The 14554-nt window shown below is 49.1% G+C and carries 15 protein-coding genes; 8 read left to right on the forward strand and 7 right to left on the reverse strand.

Translation table 11 applies throughout. The features are described 5' to 3' along the window. Positions 1-100: 100 nt before the first annotated feature. Positions 101-262 (reverse strand): hypothetical protein, encoded by a 162-nt coding sequence (locus tag AC53GJ_RS20875; protein ID WP_496730329.1) that lies wholly within the window; start codon positions 260-262, stop codon positions 101-103. A gap of 12 nt (positions 263-274) precedes the next feature. Here AC53GJ_RS20875 and AC53GJ_RS20880 point away from each other — a divergent pair, with 12 nt between their 5' ends. Together AC53GJ_RS20880 and AC53GJ_RS20885 are read left to right on the forward strand one after the other, a co-directional pair. Further along, positions 275-1093: a DUF2884 family protein gene (locus tag AC53GJ_RS20880; RefSeq protein WP_496730330.1), complete on the forward strand. Its 819-nt coding sequence runs from the start codon at positions 275-277 to the stop codon at positions 1091-1093. A gap of 154 nt (positions 1094-1247) precedes the next feature. After that, a complete protein-coding gene (locus AC53GJ_RS20885) occupies positions 1248-1598 on the forward strand; it encodes a RidA family protein (protein WP_496730331.1) in 351 nt (116 codons plus the stop codon). Here the strand turns inward: AC53GJ_RS20885 and AC53GJ_RS20890 are convergent. Together AC53GJ_RS20890 and AC53GJ_RS20895 are read right to left on the reverse strand one after the other, a co-directional pair. Continuing rightward, complete coding sequence (locus AC53GJ_RS20890; protein WP_496730332.1) at positions 1586-2173, reverse strand: ankyrin repeat domain-containing protein; 588 nt, start codon at positions 2171-2173, stop codon at positions 1586-1588. The genes AC53GJ_RS20885 and AC53GJ_RS20890 overlap by 13 nt on opposite strands. Before the next feature lie 132 nt (positions 2174-2305). Further along, entirely contained in the window at positions 2306-3814 is a 1509-nt protein-coding gene (locus AC53GJ_RS20895; RefSeq protein ID WP_496730333.1) for a catalase, read from the reverse strand. Between the two features lie 261 nt (positions 3815-4075). On the opposite strand from AC53GJ_RS20895, the gene AC53GJ_RS20900 reads away from it, so the two are divergent. Beyond that, positions 4076-4483, forward strand: a complete 408-nt coding sequence (locus AC53GJ_RS20900) for a hypothetical protein (protein ID WP_496730334.1) — start codon at positions 4076-4078, stop codon at positions 4481-4483. 71 nt (positions 4484-4554) lie between these two features. Here the strand turns inward: AC53GJ_RS20900 and AC53GJ_RS20905 are convergent, their stop codons facing one another. Together AC53GJ_RS20905 and ubiK are read right to left on the reverse strand one after the other, a co-directional pair. After that, entirely contained in the window at positions 4555-4707 is a 153-nt protein-coding gene (locus AC53GJ_RS20905) for a hypothetical protein (RefSeq protein WP_496730335.1), read from the reverse strand. Between the two features lie 53 nt (positions 4708-4760). Beyond that, the gene (gene ubiK / locus AC53GJ_RS20910) at positions 4761-5027 is read right to left on the reverse strand and encodes a ubiquinone biosynthesis accessory factor UbiK (protein WP_496730336.1); all 267 of its coding nucleotides are present in this window, start codon (positions 5025-5027) and stop codon (positions 4761-4763) included. A gap of 500 nt (positions 5028-5527) precedes the next feature. Here ubiK and AC53GJ_RS20915 point away from each other — a divergent pair, with 500 nt between their 5' ends. The 5 genes from AC53GJ_RS20915 to rep all read left to right on the forward strand — a co-directional run bounded on the left by AC53GJ_RS20915 (position 5528) and on the right by rep (position 10986). Further along, positions 5528-6022, forward strand: a complete 495-nt coding sequence (locus AC53GJ_RS20915) for a hypothetical protein (RefSeq protein WP_496730337.1) — start codon at positions 5528-5530, stop codon at positions 6020-6022. After that, positions 6015-7331, forward strand: a complete 1317-nt coding sequence (locus AC53GJ_RS20920; RefSeq protein ID WP_496730338.1) for a S41 family peptidase — start codon at positions 6015-6017, stop codon at positions 7329-7331. The genes AC53GJ_RS20915 and AC53GJ_RS20920 overlap by 8 nt, the downstream gene beginning before the upstream one ends. A 146-nt stretch (positions 7332-7477) precedes the next feature. After that, positions 7478-7798 (forward strand): hypothetical protein, encoded by a 321-nt coding sequence (locus AC53GJ_RS20925; protein WP_496730339.1) that lies wholly within the window; start codon positions 7478-7480, stop codon positions 7796-7798. A 202-nt stretch (positions 7799-8000) separates the two neighbouring features. Beyond that, positions 8001-8426 carry a DUF695 domain-containing protein gene (locus AC53GJ_RS20930; protein ID WP_496730340.1) on the forward strand — a complete coding sequence of 142 codons (426 nt, stop codon included), beginning with the start codon at positions 8001-8003 and terminating at the stop codon, positions 8424-8426. 544 nt (positions 8427-8970) lie between these two features. Beyond that, positions 8971-10986, forward strand: coding sequence for a DNA helicase Rep (gene rep, locus AC53GJ_RS20935; protein ID WP_496730341.1), 2016 nt, complete (start codon positions 8971-8973; stop codon positions 10984-10986). On the opposite strand, the gene AC53GJ_RS20940 is transcribed toward rep, so the two are convergent. Then, a complete protein-coding gene (locus AC53GJ_RS20940; protein WP_496730342.1) occupies positions 10960-13548 on the reverse strand; it encodes a sensor domain-containing diguanylate cyclase in 2589 nt (862 codons plus the stop codon). The two genes, rep and AC53GJ_RS20940, sit on opposite strands and share 27 nt — an antisense overlap. A 265-nt stretch (positions 13549-13813) precedes the next feature. Then, a complete protein-coding gene (locus AC53GJ_RS20945; protein ID WP_496730343.1) occupies positions 13814-14209 on the reverse strand; it encodes a c-type cytochrome in 396 nt (131 codons plus the stop codon). Between the last annotated feature and the right edge of the window lie 345 nt (positions 14210-14554).

Genomic DNA, 14554 nt, shown 5'->3' on the forward strand with positions numbered 1-14554 from the left:
CACCTATGTCGAATCAATTGCAGGCATTTTAGCCGTCTATACGGATAATTCTGAAAGAATCGATCTTTCCTTTTTATTCGTTTTCGTTATAAAGAGCTAATTAGCCGACATAGCTGCAGTTGTAGTCACCAGTCAAAATGGCTAATAATTGGCTGAATTCACCAGTTTCATCTGGATGAGTGGCAACGCTTATTAAAATTACGTTCATAATCAATGTGTTAATTTTGGCATCAAGCTTGCCTTTCCAGGCAATGCCCCCCATAAGGAATTCCGGATGAAAATATTACTCAGCACCGCCTTGTTTGCTGTTGTCGCCATGCCTGTACTGGCAGACAACACACAATGTTCTTTGCAATTTAAAGATGATTTAGTGATAGCGCCCACTGCAGTGCAAATGCAACGTGGCAATCAAACCTTATGGAAAATTAATAACTCAGGTCAGCTGTGGCTGGATGACCGCCAGCTCAGCACCGACGCTCAGACCCAACAAGCGTTAGTACAATATCAGGCCGGTCTGCGCCAGCAAAGCCGCGCCACTGTGGTGTTGGTGGCCGATGCGCTGCAACTGGCCAATGACAGTGCCAGCGAAGTCATCAGCGGACTTGGCGTCAATAGCCAGCCACTGCAGGCATCGGTCAATCAGGCGATTGCGGGTTTGAAAACGCATATCGATCAACTGGTGGTGACCAAAGGCGATGAAATTCATTTGTATGGCAGTCAAATCAATCAACCAGATGGCAAACTTGAACGCGAGATTGAACAAGCAGTGCAGCAGTCAATGGCGCAACTTAGTGGTGCCGTGATGATGAGCATGGGCTCAGCCATGATGCAAGGCAATGGTAATTTTGAGCAACGGATGGCCGAATTTGGCAAAAAGATGGCTAACTTCGGTCAACAAATTGAACAGCAGATGCAGGCAAAAGGCAAAGGGCTGGAACAACGGGGGCAGGCCATTTGCCAGCAACTACGCCAACTGGATGGACTGGAACAACAAATCCAACAGGCGGTGCCGGCAATGCAACCTTATGATTTAATTGATACCAGCCAACCCGGCAAACAGCTGACGTTTAAACTGGCAACTGACCAGCACTGAAGGTCCCACCGAATGGTCTCACCTGACGGTACCAACGAAGGGTCCAACCTGCCGGTGACACCGAATGGTCGGACCGAATAGCCAGCCAGGTGGAAACAGGTTAAGCTTGCCAGCTGCATTTGCCGCAGCCGCTGCGGTCTCACAGGAGCAAAACATGCCAATTGAACGAGTGTTACCTGGTCAGCGTTATTCTGAAGCCGTGATTGCCGGTGGTTTTATTTTCTGTGCCGGCATGGTGCCTCATCAGACCGATAGCGATATTGTCGCCCAGACCCGCGATGTGCTGGCGCAACTCGATCAGCTGTTAGCCAGCTGCGGCACTGATAAAACCGCCATTGTCGATGCGGTGATTTACTTAGCAGATATGGCCGACTACAACGGCATGAATATGGCTTGGGATCAGTGGGTGGCGTCAGGTCAGGCGCCAGCAAGGGCCACTGTAGAAGCCCGGCTGGCAGATCCGGCCTGGAAAATTGAAATTAAAGTCACAGCTTATCGCGGTTGAGTCTTTGCTGCTGCGCTGGCGGCCACTGCAGCTTTGGCCGTACTGACCTCAGTGGGCGCTGCTGCTGACTGCGTCAGCGCCTGAAACTTCTCACTCTGGCCAAAAATTTGTGCAAATTGCGCTGCAGTCATCTGCTGTTTGTCAGTCACTGCTGCAGTTGCCGCCGCCGGATTGGTGGCATCACAATCTTTGGCATATAAAGTGCGGGCTATCGCCCACTCCGCTTTAATCATGGCGCCCATCAGCGCGGTATGACCCCGTTTATCGCGCAGGCAAGCATCAGCCCCAGCTGTTAATAACAATTGCACTGCTTCAGCCTGACCGGAATATGCCGCGACCATTAGCGCCGTGTAACTTTGTGGATTGGTAGCATTGACCGGGTAACCTGCCGCAACAAAATACTGTAACACACTGATTTCACCGGTTCTGGCGGCGGCAAAAAAATACTGCTGCAATTGCGCCGCCTGCGCTGCAGTGGCGGCTGTAGTCGCGGTTCCCTCAGTCTGCGGCGCCGCTTGCACACTCAAAGTCAACCATACCAAAGCACTCAACAGCACTCGATTGCACATCTTCATCACGTTCTCCGCCTAAAATGCCTGCGAAACTCACTCTTTTTTTGCAGGAAAGAGCCACCGAGTTTCGCAGGACTTGCAACTTCACCAGACTAAAACAACCGTCCTGCCGGTCGCGCCTTGCATATCTTCAGGTTAGAGTTTGCTGGCCAGTTGCTGCACCAGCGTCAACTCACCCTGCACCGCTTGGGTCAGCGCCTTGCCATAATCGGCGTCGGCTTTATAAAAATGCGACAACATGATGTGTTTGGTGTTGCTATCCCGCACTGCGGACAAGTCAGCCGCCAGGTTACGCACCAGATTTTGCTGCGCTTGTTTACTCAGACCGCGGTAAAAAGCACCGGCCTGACTGAAGTTGTCGGTTTTAGCAATCATCTGCTGCTGCACTGTGCCGCTTAACACAGTGTTGGCGGCTCTGGCTGCTGGCAAACTGGCTTTCGGCTCCAGCCGGCTCGGTTCGTAATTGACATTCGAAGTCCGGTTGCCGTAGTTCATCGACCCATCCTGATTGTGACTCACCACCTCGACTAAAGGCCGGTTAATGGGTAACTGCTGATGGTTGGCCCCCAACCGGTATAACTGGGTGTCGCTGTAAGAAAAAATCCGGCCTTGTAATAAACGGTCTTCCGAAGGTTCAATGCCAGGCACCAGATTGGCTGGCGCAAAAGCCGCCTGCTCAGTTTCCTGGAAGAAATTGGCTGGCATCCGGTTCAGCGTCATAGTACCGACTTTCACTTCCGGTACCCCAGGCCAGATTTTGGTGGCATCCAGCGGATTGAAGCTAAAATCATCCAATTGCTCCGGCGTCAGGATCTGAATATGCAAATCCCACTTTGGATAATTACCGGCATTGATTTCTTGATATAAATCCCGCGTCAGGTGATTAAAATCCATCGCCTGGACTTTACTGACCTGAGCTTGATCCAGGCTACGAATGCCCTGCTGACTGCGCCAGTTAAACTTCACATAACGCACTTCACCTTTAGCGTTGATGAATTTGTATGCATGCACGCCAAAACCGTCCATTTCACGGTAACTGGCCGGAGTCCCCAGATCGGAATAAACCTGCGTCAGCATATGGGTCGACGCCGGGTCATTCGACATAAAATCAAACACCCGGTTTGGGTCCTGCAGATTGTCTACTGGTGATGGTTTTAACGAATGCACCATATCGGGAAACTTGATGGCATCGCGGATAAAAAACACCGGCAGATTGTTACCCACTAAATCCCAGTTGCCCTGATCGGTATAAAATTTGGTGGCAAAACCACGCGGATCCCGCAGAGTTTCCGGGCTGTGATTGCCATGGATCACGGTGGAGAACCGGACAAAGACAGGCGTCTTTTTGCCAGCTTCAGCAAATAAACTGGCTTGCGTGAGCTCAGGGATCGCCTTGGTCAGCACAAATTCACCATGGGCACCGGTACCACGGGCATGCACCACCCGCTCCGGAATACGTTCACGGGCAAAACGTTGTAATTTCTGAATCAAATGCACATCTTGCAATAACACGCTGCCATTCGCTCCTGCGGTCAGCGAATTCTGATTGTCACCAACAGCTGCACCATTATCTTTGGTCAGGGTCTGGGCGGATAACGAAAAGCTGGCCATTACAGCTATCGCGATTAAAGTGGGTTGTTTCATAATTTGTCCTCTGTCTGGGTCAGCTCTTTCCTGCCAGCGCAGATTAAGACAAATCAAACATCCTTTAAAATGATTAAACCAATACGCCACAATCCATTTAAACGATTAAAATAAAACCTTTGTTTCCATCCCGGTGAAAACTTGCAGAATATTTGATTTAAAAATGATTAAAAATTTACTTTTAAAGCGACCTGTTTACCGCTTTGCCAGTTCCCGTTAGTTTCGAAGGGTCCAGTTCGGACTTTAACCAGGGAGCCAACCATGAAGATCGCTTTGAAACTACTGATGATTTCGACTTTATTGCTGACAACACAGGCTTATGCAGATCATGTGTCTTGTCTGATTAGTGGTACACCGACCCAACAACACCTCACCCCTGATTTCTGCTCCAGCACGGTTAATGTGTCGCAGCCAGGCGTGTTATTTCAGTTTGTTGGCAGTAAGCCAGTGGCTGAAGTGCAATGGAGTTATAATTCAGAGCCGGGCCAACAGTGGAATTGCGGTACTGCCACCCAGTGTTATGTCGATTTTCGCCGCTATCAGCAAGGTAGCATGCATGAAGTGACAGCTTGCGTGACGCGGGTGCTCTACCGGGATAATACCTGGGAAAATGTCAATCATTGTGCCACCGGCATGTTTTCCGGTTATGGCGGACCAGGTGATTTTTAACCTGAATTAAGATACCAACCGCCACGCGCTGGATAACTCACACTGAGCTCCAGCGCTGCACGGCTAGTACTTCATATTTTACAAGCACCACCGGCACAATCATCTTCGTCCGGTAACGCAGCAGCGGCAGCAGCGGCCTGATCAGCCAGTTCCTGTTGCCTGGCATTGTTTTCGATGGCGCTATCAAAGTCCAGATGGTCTAAATCAAAGTCAAATTCACTCATATTTTCAGCTCCGGTTGGCCATCAGCGACAGATGGCATGGGTTGAGGCCAGCATTAGCCTTGGTGATCGTCGGTAGGGTGTTGGGCCGCAACTAATTGCTGCACCTGCAGTTCCAGCGCTTCTAATTTTTCGCGGGTGCGTAACAACACCTGGCGCTGCACATCAAATTCTTCTCTGGAGACAAAATCCAGTTGGCTCAGTTTGGCCTGTAATACCGCTTTTACTTTCGCTTCCACATCATCAGCTACTTCACGGAATTTTGGCGGGATAGCCGAACCAATCTGGCGAGCCATTTCTTCAATTTTTTTCGGATCTAACATGATGCTTCCTCAGGTTGCCGCAAAGTAAAAACACATTCTACGAGCCTTGATGGCGACAGGCGACCATTATTTCAAGCCAATGCGATGGAATTCGCGCTCCAAGTCCGCGCGAGCGGGCCTCGACCCGGTTACATCCGAGCTAGCCGGAGATCTGACTCGACCCGGCCTCATCCCGGTTGCATCCGAGCTTGCCGGAGATCTGACTCGACTCAGAGCGCAGTTGCTGGGTTGTGGGCATGTTGGCCGTGACTACGATCGTGACCACGAGGCTCTGGTGCACCGATACCGTAGGTCTGACTCGACCCGGAGCGCAGCTGCGGGGCAGTCGGACATTTTTGGTCGTGACCACGACGGGGTTTTCTTCAGCTTGCAGCTGGCTGTTTTTTAAAAGCTTTCGCCAAAAACATTGCGATGCCAGGAGCTTTGTTTCTGGAGATATATTGACAGCCAAGTATTTATGCAACATATTGCGCAATGTGTTGCATACAAGGATAATTTCAATGAAAGAACTGAGTTTGTATAAAAGTTATGGCTACAGTTTTATGCCGAAGCTGGCTTTTGATTTCGTCTCCATGATCGAAAAACAAGCAGGTGTTGTCTATCAAAGTATGGGACTCATCATTCCTGTCATTACATCGTCCACTCTTGTACTGATAGCAACCCAGCAAAAAGCCTCTCTACTGGAAATTGCCCGTCGTTTGGACATTCCACACCAATTAGCGGCACAGCGTGTGAAAACGCTCTTAAAACTGCAGGTGATCAGTGCCGATAAAGATAATTCTGATAAACGGCGCACCAACTACCAACTCACCGCACTGGGTCAACAACAACACCAATTGCTCCTCACGTATTTACAGCATGCCGACAAAGTTTTTGCAGCACTTACAATAGAGCTTGGCGTCGATTTGATGGCGGTGTTAACAGCTGCCAACAAGTCATTTGTCGAGCGTCCGTTAACGAGTCGAATTCACCAAGGGGAGCTTCATCATGACTAAATTTTTAGTCGTACTGGCCTTGCTTTTCACTTGGCATGTCAACGCCGATAACACACAGATTATCGATGACGTCGCCAATATTGTTGAGGCACAATTTGTATCTCCAACTATAGCTGCGACAGTCGCTACTGAGTTAAGGCAAGCTGAATTCAAGTCAAAGATGGCGGCTATCAAGGATCCAAAGGAATTCGCCACCAAATTAACGAAAGCGCTCAAAGCCATGTCCGGCGATAACCATATTGGTATCGTGTATTCCCCCACCGACGTGCAAAGGTATCGTATTCGGCAACAAGCAAATACAAACCCGACAGCACAAAAGCAGCAAGCGAGCAATCATGCACAGGAACTGGCAGCTGCTGCAGCCGTGAATTTTGGTATCCAACAAGTAAGACTCCTTGATGGCGATGTTGGTTACCTAGAAATGAGTTATTTTGACGGTTTTGTCGATGAAAGTGCCCCCATGTTTGCAACGGCCATGAATATGCTGGCAGGAGCCAAAATTATTATTTTGGATCTACGCCGAAATGGTGGCGGTAATAGCAGAATTCTGCCGTTGTTTTTAAGTTATTTTTTAGGTCCTGAACCAGTACACTTTGCAACTAAAACAGAACGATGGAATAACTCAACTGAGCTGTTGTTTACCATGTCAAAGGTACAAGGTCAGCGCCACCTCAACAAACCTATTTACATTTTAACCAGTGGCACCACTTTCAGTCTGGCAGAGCATCTGACTTACCATTTACGCGCATTTAATCGTGCCATTGTGGTAGGTGAAAGAACTTATGGCGGGGGCAGAGCTTTTGATCCAATTGTGGTTAATGATGACTTCTATCTCAGAATGCCCAGGGTCGATGTGGTTAATGCACTGACAAAACAGATTTACAAAGAGGGAGAAGGCATTACCCCTGATGTAGAAACAACCTCACAGGCAGCTTTTCATCAGGCCTATTTGTTGGCCTTAAACACCTTGGAAAATCAACAGAAAAATGCCACACAACAACAATACTACCAGTGGGTAAAGCGGATTGTGACAGCTCAAGCCTACCCGGAACAACTGCAATTCCCTTTACCGCAGTTGGTAAAACACCATCGTTTTGCCGATTTTGAATTTGAAATCCGACAGCACGAGCTATGGCTGTCATTTAGAAAGTTACCCTGGGTGAAGTTAATCAATTTAGGTCATGGTTATTTTTATGACGATCGCTCGATCCAACGGCAATTTTCCTTTTTAAAGGAGGAGCATGGCTTTCAACTCAATGTCTACCCTGTGGGAGAACCTGCTATCTCGATAAAAGAAGTCTTTGATTGAGCAATCATATCAATGTCAGCATGTGGCAACCCAGCTGCGCGGCAGTCGGACATTTTGGTCGTGACCACGATCGTGACCACGACGGTGTGGTGCGCCGATACCGTAGGTCTTACTCGACCCGGAGCCCAGCTGCGCGGCGGTCGGACATGTTGGTCGTGACCATGATCGTGACCACGACGGTGTGGTGCGTCAATACCGTAGGTCTGACTCGACCCGGAGCGCAGCTGCGGGGCAGTCGGACATTTTTGGTCGTGACCACGACGGTTTTTTTATCTAGCTTGCCGCTGGCTGATTTTAAAAAGCTTTCGCCTTTGGCGAGTTTCTTTCTTTTGCTTCGCCAAAAGAAAGAAACCAAAGAAAAGGCGACCCCGGATCGTTCGAAAGCCCGCAATAAAATCAATGATTTGAGGCGCTGGCGCAACTCGGCCGCCGCTAGCGTCGGCGACCTCAGACACTCGCCAGCTTAAAACCTCAAACCACTGATTTTAAAGCGGCTCACTCAACGGGGCCAAAACCTTCTTTACCGTTCCCTGAACCACAACTAATGTTTATATCTTGTTGAAGTCAGACAAAAAAGCGGATAGCTTAAAACATCAATTGTCATAAAAAACGACAGCAACTTGCGGGTTCTAAGCCGTTGAAAAATACTTTAGGCGCCAGGAGAGCGATGTGGAATTTCCCGAAGAAGAATGGGTTCTCGTGGAAGGAGAATCTGAAGGGCACCCATTCTTCATTAGTGTGAACGATGGTTTAAAGTACTTTGTCAGTAAATCAGAATATGATTATTGCTTAATCACAACAATTAGACTGGAAGATATGCAAGGCCACCGATTACCAACTGATGATGAAGCTGAAGTTCTGAATCGAATGGAAGATATATTAATTGAAGAGCTTTCCAAAGTTTCAATTCCGCTTGAAGTCGGCAGAGAAACATACTTTGGAGAGCGAGAAATTCTAATTTATTTTACTAGGCTAAAAAATTCTAAAGATACCGTTGATTCGATTTCCCGTAAATTGAATGAATTACGCAGCACACGCTTAGAACTACACCACGACCCGGTATGGAAAAATGCAGCCAGGTATCATGGTTCATAATCAAATGCCTAACAAGATCATGTTGCCGGACTGGTTTTCCGCTACGCTCCAAACCAGCTGCAAATGCGGGCGTTATGTACGGTATTTGCTCAAAGTAAGCTTTAGCCCCGTAAGCGAGCCGCTTTAAAATCAGTGGTTTGAGGTTTTAAAACGCCGAGTGTTTGAGCGGGCTGACGCTAGCAGTCCGCGAGTTGCGGCGTTGCCTCAAACTGCTGATTTTATTGCGGGCTTTCGAGCGATCCGGGGTCGCCTTTTCTTTGGTTTCTTTCTTTTGGCGAAGCAAAAGAAAGAAACTCGCCACAGGCGAAAGCTTTTTAAAACTAACCTGCTGCAAGCAACAAACCCACGTTGTCACGGAAAAAACCAGCCAGCTGCAAGTTAAATAAAACCCCGTATTCACGGCAAAAGCCAAGCCTGCGGCCAGCAAACCAACACGGTTACGTAATAAAAGCCAGCCAGTTTCTGGTAAACTAACAGCCTTCGTACAGCACTGCCTCTGACACCCTCAGCGCAGTGCCTCGGTTCTACCAGCAGCAGGTCAGTGATGAAACTTAATCCGCAACAAGATGCCGCCGTCAAATATATCTCCGGTCCCTGTCTGGTGCTGGCCGGTGCCGGTTCGGGCAAGACCCGGGTTATCACCAATAAAATTGCCTATCTGATTGAGCAATGTGAGATGTCTGCCCGCCATATTGCCGCCGTCACATTTACCAATAAAGCCGCCCGTGAAATGAAAGAGCGGATCAGCCAGCAACTGGATCGCAGTAAATTACGCGGTTTGACGGTCTCGACGTTCCACACCCTTGGGCTTGAAATCATCAAAAAAGAGCATAAAGCCATTGGTTATAAAGCCAATTTCACCTTGTTTGATGACCAGGACAGCATGGCGCTGCTGAAAGAACTGACCGAAGCCGATTTGCAGGGCGATAAAGATTTACTGCGGGCCTTACAAAGCAAAATCTCTAATTGGAAAAATGATTTACTGCTGCCCCCACAAGCGCTGGCGCAGGCGATGGATGCGCAGAGCATCAGTTTTGCCAACTATTATGCTCAGTACGCCCAGCAACTGTGGGCCTATAATGCGCTGGATTTTGACGACCTGATTATGGTGCCTACTTTGCTGTTTGCCGCCAACAGTGAAGTGCGGCAACGCTGGCAACAAAAAATCCAGTATCTGCTGGTCGATGAATATCAGGATACCAATACCAGTCAGTATGAACTGGTAAAATGGCTGGTTGGCGAGCGGCAACGTTTTACTGTGGTCGGTGATGACGACCAGTCGATTTATTCCTGGCGTGGCGCTAAACCACAAAATCTAGTGCTGCTGGGCAAAGACTTTCCGAGCTTAAAAGTGATTAAACTGGAGCAAAACTACCGTTCCTGCGAACGGATCTTAAAGGCCGCCAATATCCTGATCGCCAATAATCCGCATGAGTACGACAAAGCGCTATTCAGTACCTTGGGCTATGGCGTGCCGCTGAAAGTGCTGCCAACCAAACACGAAGAAGATGAAGCAGAAAAAGTGGTGGCTGAAATCATCTCGCATCGTTTTATCAACCGCAGCAATTACAAAGATTACGCCATTTTGTATCGCGGCAATCATCAGGCGCGGGTGTTTGAAAAAGCGCTGATGACCAACCGCATCCCTTATAAAATTTCCGGCGGCACCTCGTTTTTCTCCAGGCCGGAAATTAAAGATGTGATGGCCTATTTACGCTTGCTGGTAAATCAGGATGACGACAATGCGCTGCTGCGCATCATCAACACGCCAAAACGTGAAATCGGCGCCGCCACCTTAGAGCGGATTGGCAGCCTGGCCAATTCGCTGCAGATCAGCTTGTTTGATGCCTGTTGCGCGCCGGAATTATCCGATGAACTCTCCGCCCGCAGCCTAGCGGCAGTGCGTGAGTTTTCCCGCTGGATGGTGGAGCTGGCCGACAATGCGCTGCGGGCTGAACCGGCAGAAGCGGTACGGGATCTGATCCGGCAAAGCCGCTACGAAGCTTATTTATTCGAAAGTTGTGCCAGCCCCAAAGCAGCCGAAATGGCGCTGAAAAACGTCAATGAGTTGTATCGCTGGATCAGCGAAATGCTCAAAGGCGACGCCGATCACGAAGCCATGACGCTGGCCGAAGTCGTCACTAAGCTGACTTTGCGCGATATGATGGAACGCAACGAAAAAGACGATGATGCCGATCAGGTGCAGTTATTAACCCTGCACGCTTCAAAAGGTCTGGAATTTCCTTATGTTTTTATGGTCGGGATGGAAGAAGGCATTCTGCCGCATCAAACCTGTATCGACGAGGACAATGTCGAAGAAGAACGCCGTTTAGCTTATGTCGGTATTACCAGGGCACAACGGGAACTGATTTTTACCTATGCCCGCGAGCGACGCCAGTATGGCGAAGTGGTCAAACCCGAACCAAGCCGGTTTTTACAGGAGTTACCGAGCGATGATCTGGAATGGGCGCAGGCTGCGCCGGTGAAAACGGAAGCTCAGCGCCAGCAAACCGGACTGGCGCACCTGGAAAGATTACGCCAGTTGCTGAAGAAAGACTGAGGATGGATTGGGTTGCAGCAAACTGTTAATTAATCGCCCTTGCATAAAGCAGCCCAATTCCAGTAACAGTTGCCGTACTTCGCCATCATCAACACCATCGGCAATCAGCCGGAATTTGTAACTGTGCGACAGCTGTTGCAGCAATTCCAACACTTGCCGTTTCTGGCTGTTGCGCACCAGACTGCGGCAGAAAGCCGCATCCAGCTTAACAAAATCAAAGGGATACTGAATCAGCAGACCTAATGGCATCGCTTCGGCACCAAAGTTTTCCAACGCCAGCCGCACGCCAAGCCGTTTTAACTGCCCAAGATAATGCAGATTGCTGCTGTTAAGCTTCAGCAGCTCAAATTCAGCAAAACCCAGCGCTAACCGATGGAGCACCGGTTGGTAGGGCTGTAACAGCTTTTGTAATTTGTCAAAATGCAGCGGATTCTGTAAATGCTGGCAGCAAAGCTGCACAGTCACCAGCGCCGGTTGTGGCGCCGTCAGTAGTTGATCCAACAACTGTTGTAATAACTGTAACTCAATGCCGGTCAGTACCCCAGCCTGGGCTGCCTGGCAATTAAAATCTTTCTGCACGCCTAGCTGTGGATGCACCCAAAACACTTTGGCTTCATAAGCCAGGACCTGCGCCTTGTCAGCACAGACGATAGGCTCAAACTCCAGATTAAATTGTTTTTCCGTTAATGCCTGGCGTAACGCCTGTTCCAAATCCAGATCCTGCAACAGACGCATTCGCATGGTATCGGTAAAAATCACAAAGCGGTTACGACCCATAGCTTTGGCCTGGTACATGGCGGCATCCGCATCACGCAACAGATCATCCGCCTGCTGGTATTCAGCTTTGTAACAGGCGATGCCAATACTGGCACCGGAATACAGTTGTTGCCCCTGGAACAGCATCGGTTCTTTCACTGCGGCGATGATCCGGTCTGCCACATCCTCAGCATCAGCATCATCCTGTAACTGGGTCAGCAGCACCACAAATTCATCACCGCCCAGCCGGGCCACTAAGTCATGCTCCCGCACCGTCCGCAGTAAGCGCTGACTTACCTCAATCAGAAAACAATCGCCGGCATGGTGACCCAAAGTGTCATTGATCAATTTAAAGCGGTCGAGATCGATAAACAGCAGCGCAAAACGTAGTTTGCTTTCGCGGTTGCGCAAAGCAAATTGCTGGCGTAACTGCAACATAAACATCTGGCGGTTGGCCAGTCCGGTTAAAGTGTCGTGATTGGCTTCATGGAACAGCTTTTCTTCAATTTTTTTCCGCTCTTCGACCTGTAAGCGCAAGAATAAATTGGTCTGGCGCAATTCGCGGGTGCGTTCGAAAATTTTCCGTTCCAGCTCTTCCTGGTGTTGTTTTTGTTGTTCGGTATTGAGCTTGCGCTGAATGGCCACCGCTATATGCTGCGAAACAAATTTCAGAATATTCAGCTCAGTATCACTGTATAAATAACTGTTGTCATAGGACTGCACGGCAATCACGCCTAGCGCCTGTTGTTCGATTAACAACGGAGCCCCCAGCCAACTGACCGGCAAAGGTGCCGGTTGTGGCTCCTGCACCAGGCGTAATACTTCACCCTGCTGCACCAGCAACTCAGATAATTCGCGGTTAATCAGCCGGGCTTCACCCACCCGTAACACATATTCGGTGAAGCCTTTGCGCAACGGCCTTTCCTGTGCCGGTGGTGAGTACTGGTCCAGATAAAAAGGGAAGCTGAGTTTTTTCCCGTCTTCATCCAGCAAAGCGATATAGCAATTATCAGCCTGCATTAAACCCGCCAGGATTTGCTGCACCTGGCGGTAAAATCCCGCCATATCACTGTTATTGGCTGTTAATTCAGAAATTTTATATAAAGCTGCCTGCAATTTTTCGGCATTGGTCCTTTCGCGGATTTCCCGCTGCAACGACTGATTAATATTCTGCAGTTGCCGAGTTCTTTCCCGGACTGTCACTTCCAGTAATTCCCGGCTGGTCACCCGGTCAATCGCAGTCAGGGTATGACCAGCAATGGCAGACAGCAGGTCGACATCACGCTGGCGGTAATGATAGGAATTGTCATACAGTTGTACGGCCATCACCCCAATCAACTGCTGGCCACGACATAACGGAACGCCCAACCAATGATGGCTGGGAGTGCCTTGCGACTTGATCTCACCGGCTTGCAGCAATTGCTGGAATAACTGTTCATCACAAAGTAAATATTTTTTCTGTCTGGCGACATAACCTGTCAGACCATTGGCAAACACTTCGGTATCAATACCGCTGGCATCCAATTGATCTTTTTCATCAGAGAAGTATTCCAGCCTGAAATGACCGGACATCGCATCCAGCAACACCAGATAAAAGTTATCAGCCGGCAGATATTGATTCAGCAGACTGTGGATCGCCGGATAAAATTCCGACATTTCAGTCAGGGTGCTGGCAAGCTCTGATAAATTCAGCAAGGCACGCTGCACGGCACAAGCATCACGGTAACGCCCAAGCAATAGCTTCAGCCGCCGAAGCTGCGCAACTGTCGAAACCGGTTTATGACGGGTTTGAGTTTGTTCCTTCAACTGGCGCTCTTTTTATAGTTATGGGCCCGGTGTTGGACCTTGGATGAAAGCGCCTCTATTATGCACAAAGATTAAGCAGAAAAAAGCCTTTCTTGCAGCCATTGTTGGTGATTTTTAGACAATTTTGTTCTTAAGTGTTGACAAAAAAAACTAACAGACTGGTAACAAAGGGCAGAACAGCTGGTAAACCCCACCATCATACAGATCCAGACACTGGCAGAGACAAAAAAGCCCGCAAGCAGCGGGCTTTTGGCAAGCTTCAGACTCAGACGCCTTCAGTCATAAACTTAATAGCATCAACAATTTCGTCATCAGAACAATCAGCACAAGTACCACGCGGGGGCATAGACCGGATCCCTTCGATGGCGTGTTTCTTCAGGACATCTAAACCCTGAGCCAGACGTGGTTTCCAGGCAGCATCCCCTTTTTTCGGTGCATCTAATGCACCAGTGCCGTGACAAGCAAAACAAGCGGCCTGATAGACCTGTTCACCGGTACGTGGCCCCGTAGGTTTGGCAACCACTGGCTCAGCGCCAGCTAAATAGACCTGGCCGACAGGCGCGATGCGTTGTTTCAGTGCATCCGCAGCAGTATCATCAGTGCTCGCCTGAGCGGCCAGGGCTGAACAGAATAACGCCAGTACAAATGTGATTTTTTTCATTGATCGGGATCCCCGGTGATTAAGCCGCACAAATTCTGGGGTATTATAGCCCTGCCTGTACAAAGAGTGAAAGCCCCTCTGCATACTGTATCATCCGCGGACCATTACTGCTGTAGATCAGGCAACGGGCGGGCTACTTTTAATCGGCCTGTTCACTGAAAAAAAGCGCTCCTGAACAAATTTATTTTAGCTTTTTCACTTTGCAAAAGCTGGCTTTGTGGTAGTCTATTCAGCCATTCATCACCGCCCATGCGAGTCTTTACTGCGGGCAGATGACGTGGGAAAAAAACTTTCCACAACAGGAAGTACAAAATAATAACCAGGGTCTTTGCAGTTTACCCCTCG

The organism is Rheinheimera sp. B2H12 (assembly GCF_059620065.1).

Coding starts and splice junctions, on each gene's coding strand:
- AC53GJ_RS20875 (WP_496730329.1), bottom strand. CDS start 262: ATGGGGGGCATTGCCTGGAAAGGCAAGCTTGATGCCAAAATTAACACA.
- AC53GJ_RS20880 (WP_496730330.1), top strand. CDS start 275: ATGAAAATATTACTCAGCACCGCCTTGTTTGCTGTTGTCGCCATGCCT.
- AC53GJ_RS20885 (WP_496730331.1), top strand. CDS start 1,248: ATGCCAATTGAACGAGTGTTACCTGGTCAGCGTTATTCTGAAGCCGTG.
- AC53GJ_RS20890 (WP_496730332.1), bottom strand. CDS start 2,173: ATGAAGATGTGCAATCGAGTGCTGTTGAGTGCTTTGGTATGGTTGACT.
- AC53GJ_RS20895 (WP_496730333.1), bottom strand. CDS start 3,814: ATGAAACAACCCACTTTAATCGCGATAGCTGTAATGGCCAGCTTTTCG.
- AC53GJ_RS20900 (WP_496730334.1), top strand. CDS start 4,076: ATGAAGATCGCTTTGAAACTACTGATGATTTCGACTTTATTGCTGACA.
- AC53GJ_RS20905 (WP_496730335.1), bottom strand. CDS start 4,707: ATGAGTGAATTTGACTTTGATTTAGACCATCTGGACTTTGATAGCGCC.
- ubiK (WP_496730336.1), bottom strand. CDS start 5,027: ATGTTAGATCCGAAAAAAATTGAAGAAATGGCTCGCCAGATTGGTTCG.
- AC53GJ_RS20915 (WP_496730337.1), top strand. CDS start 5,528: ATGAAAGAACTGAGTTTGTATAAAAGTTATGGCTACAGTTTTATGCCG.
- AC53GJ_RS20920 (WP_496730338.1), top strand. CDS start 6,015: ATGACTAAATTTTTAGTCGTACTGGCCTTGCTTTTCACTTGGCATGTC.
- AC53GJ_RS20925 (WP_496730339.1), top strand. CDS start 7,478: ATGTTGGTCGTGACCATGATCGTGACCACGACGGTGTGGTGCGTCAAT.
- rep (WP_496730341.1), top strand. CDS start 8,971: ATGAAACTTAATCCGCAACAAGATGCCGCCGTCAAATATATCTCCGGT.
- AC53GJ_RS20945 (WP_496730343.1), bottom strand. CDS start 14,209: ATGAAAAAAATCACATTTGTACTGGCGTTATTCTGTTCAGCCCTGGCC.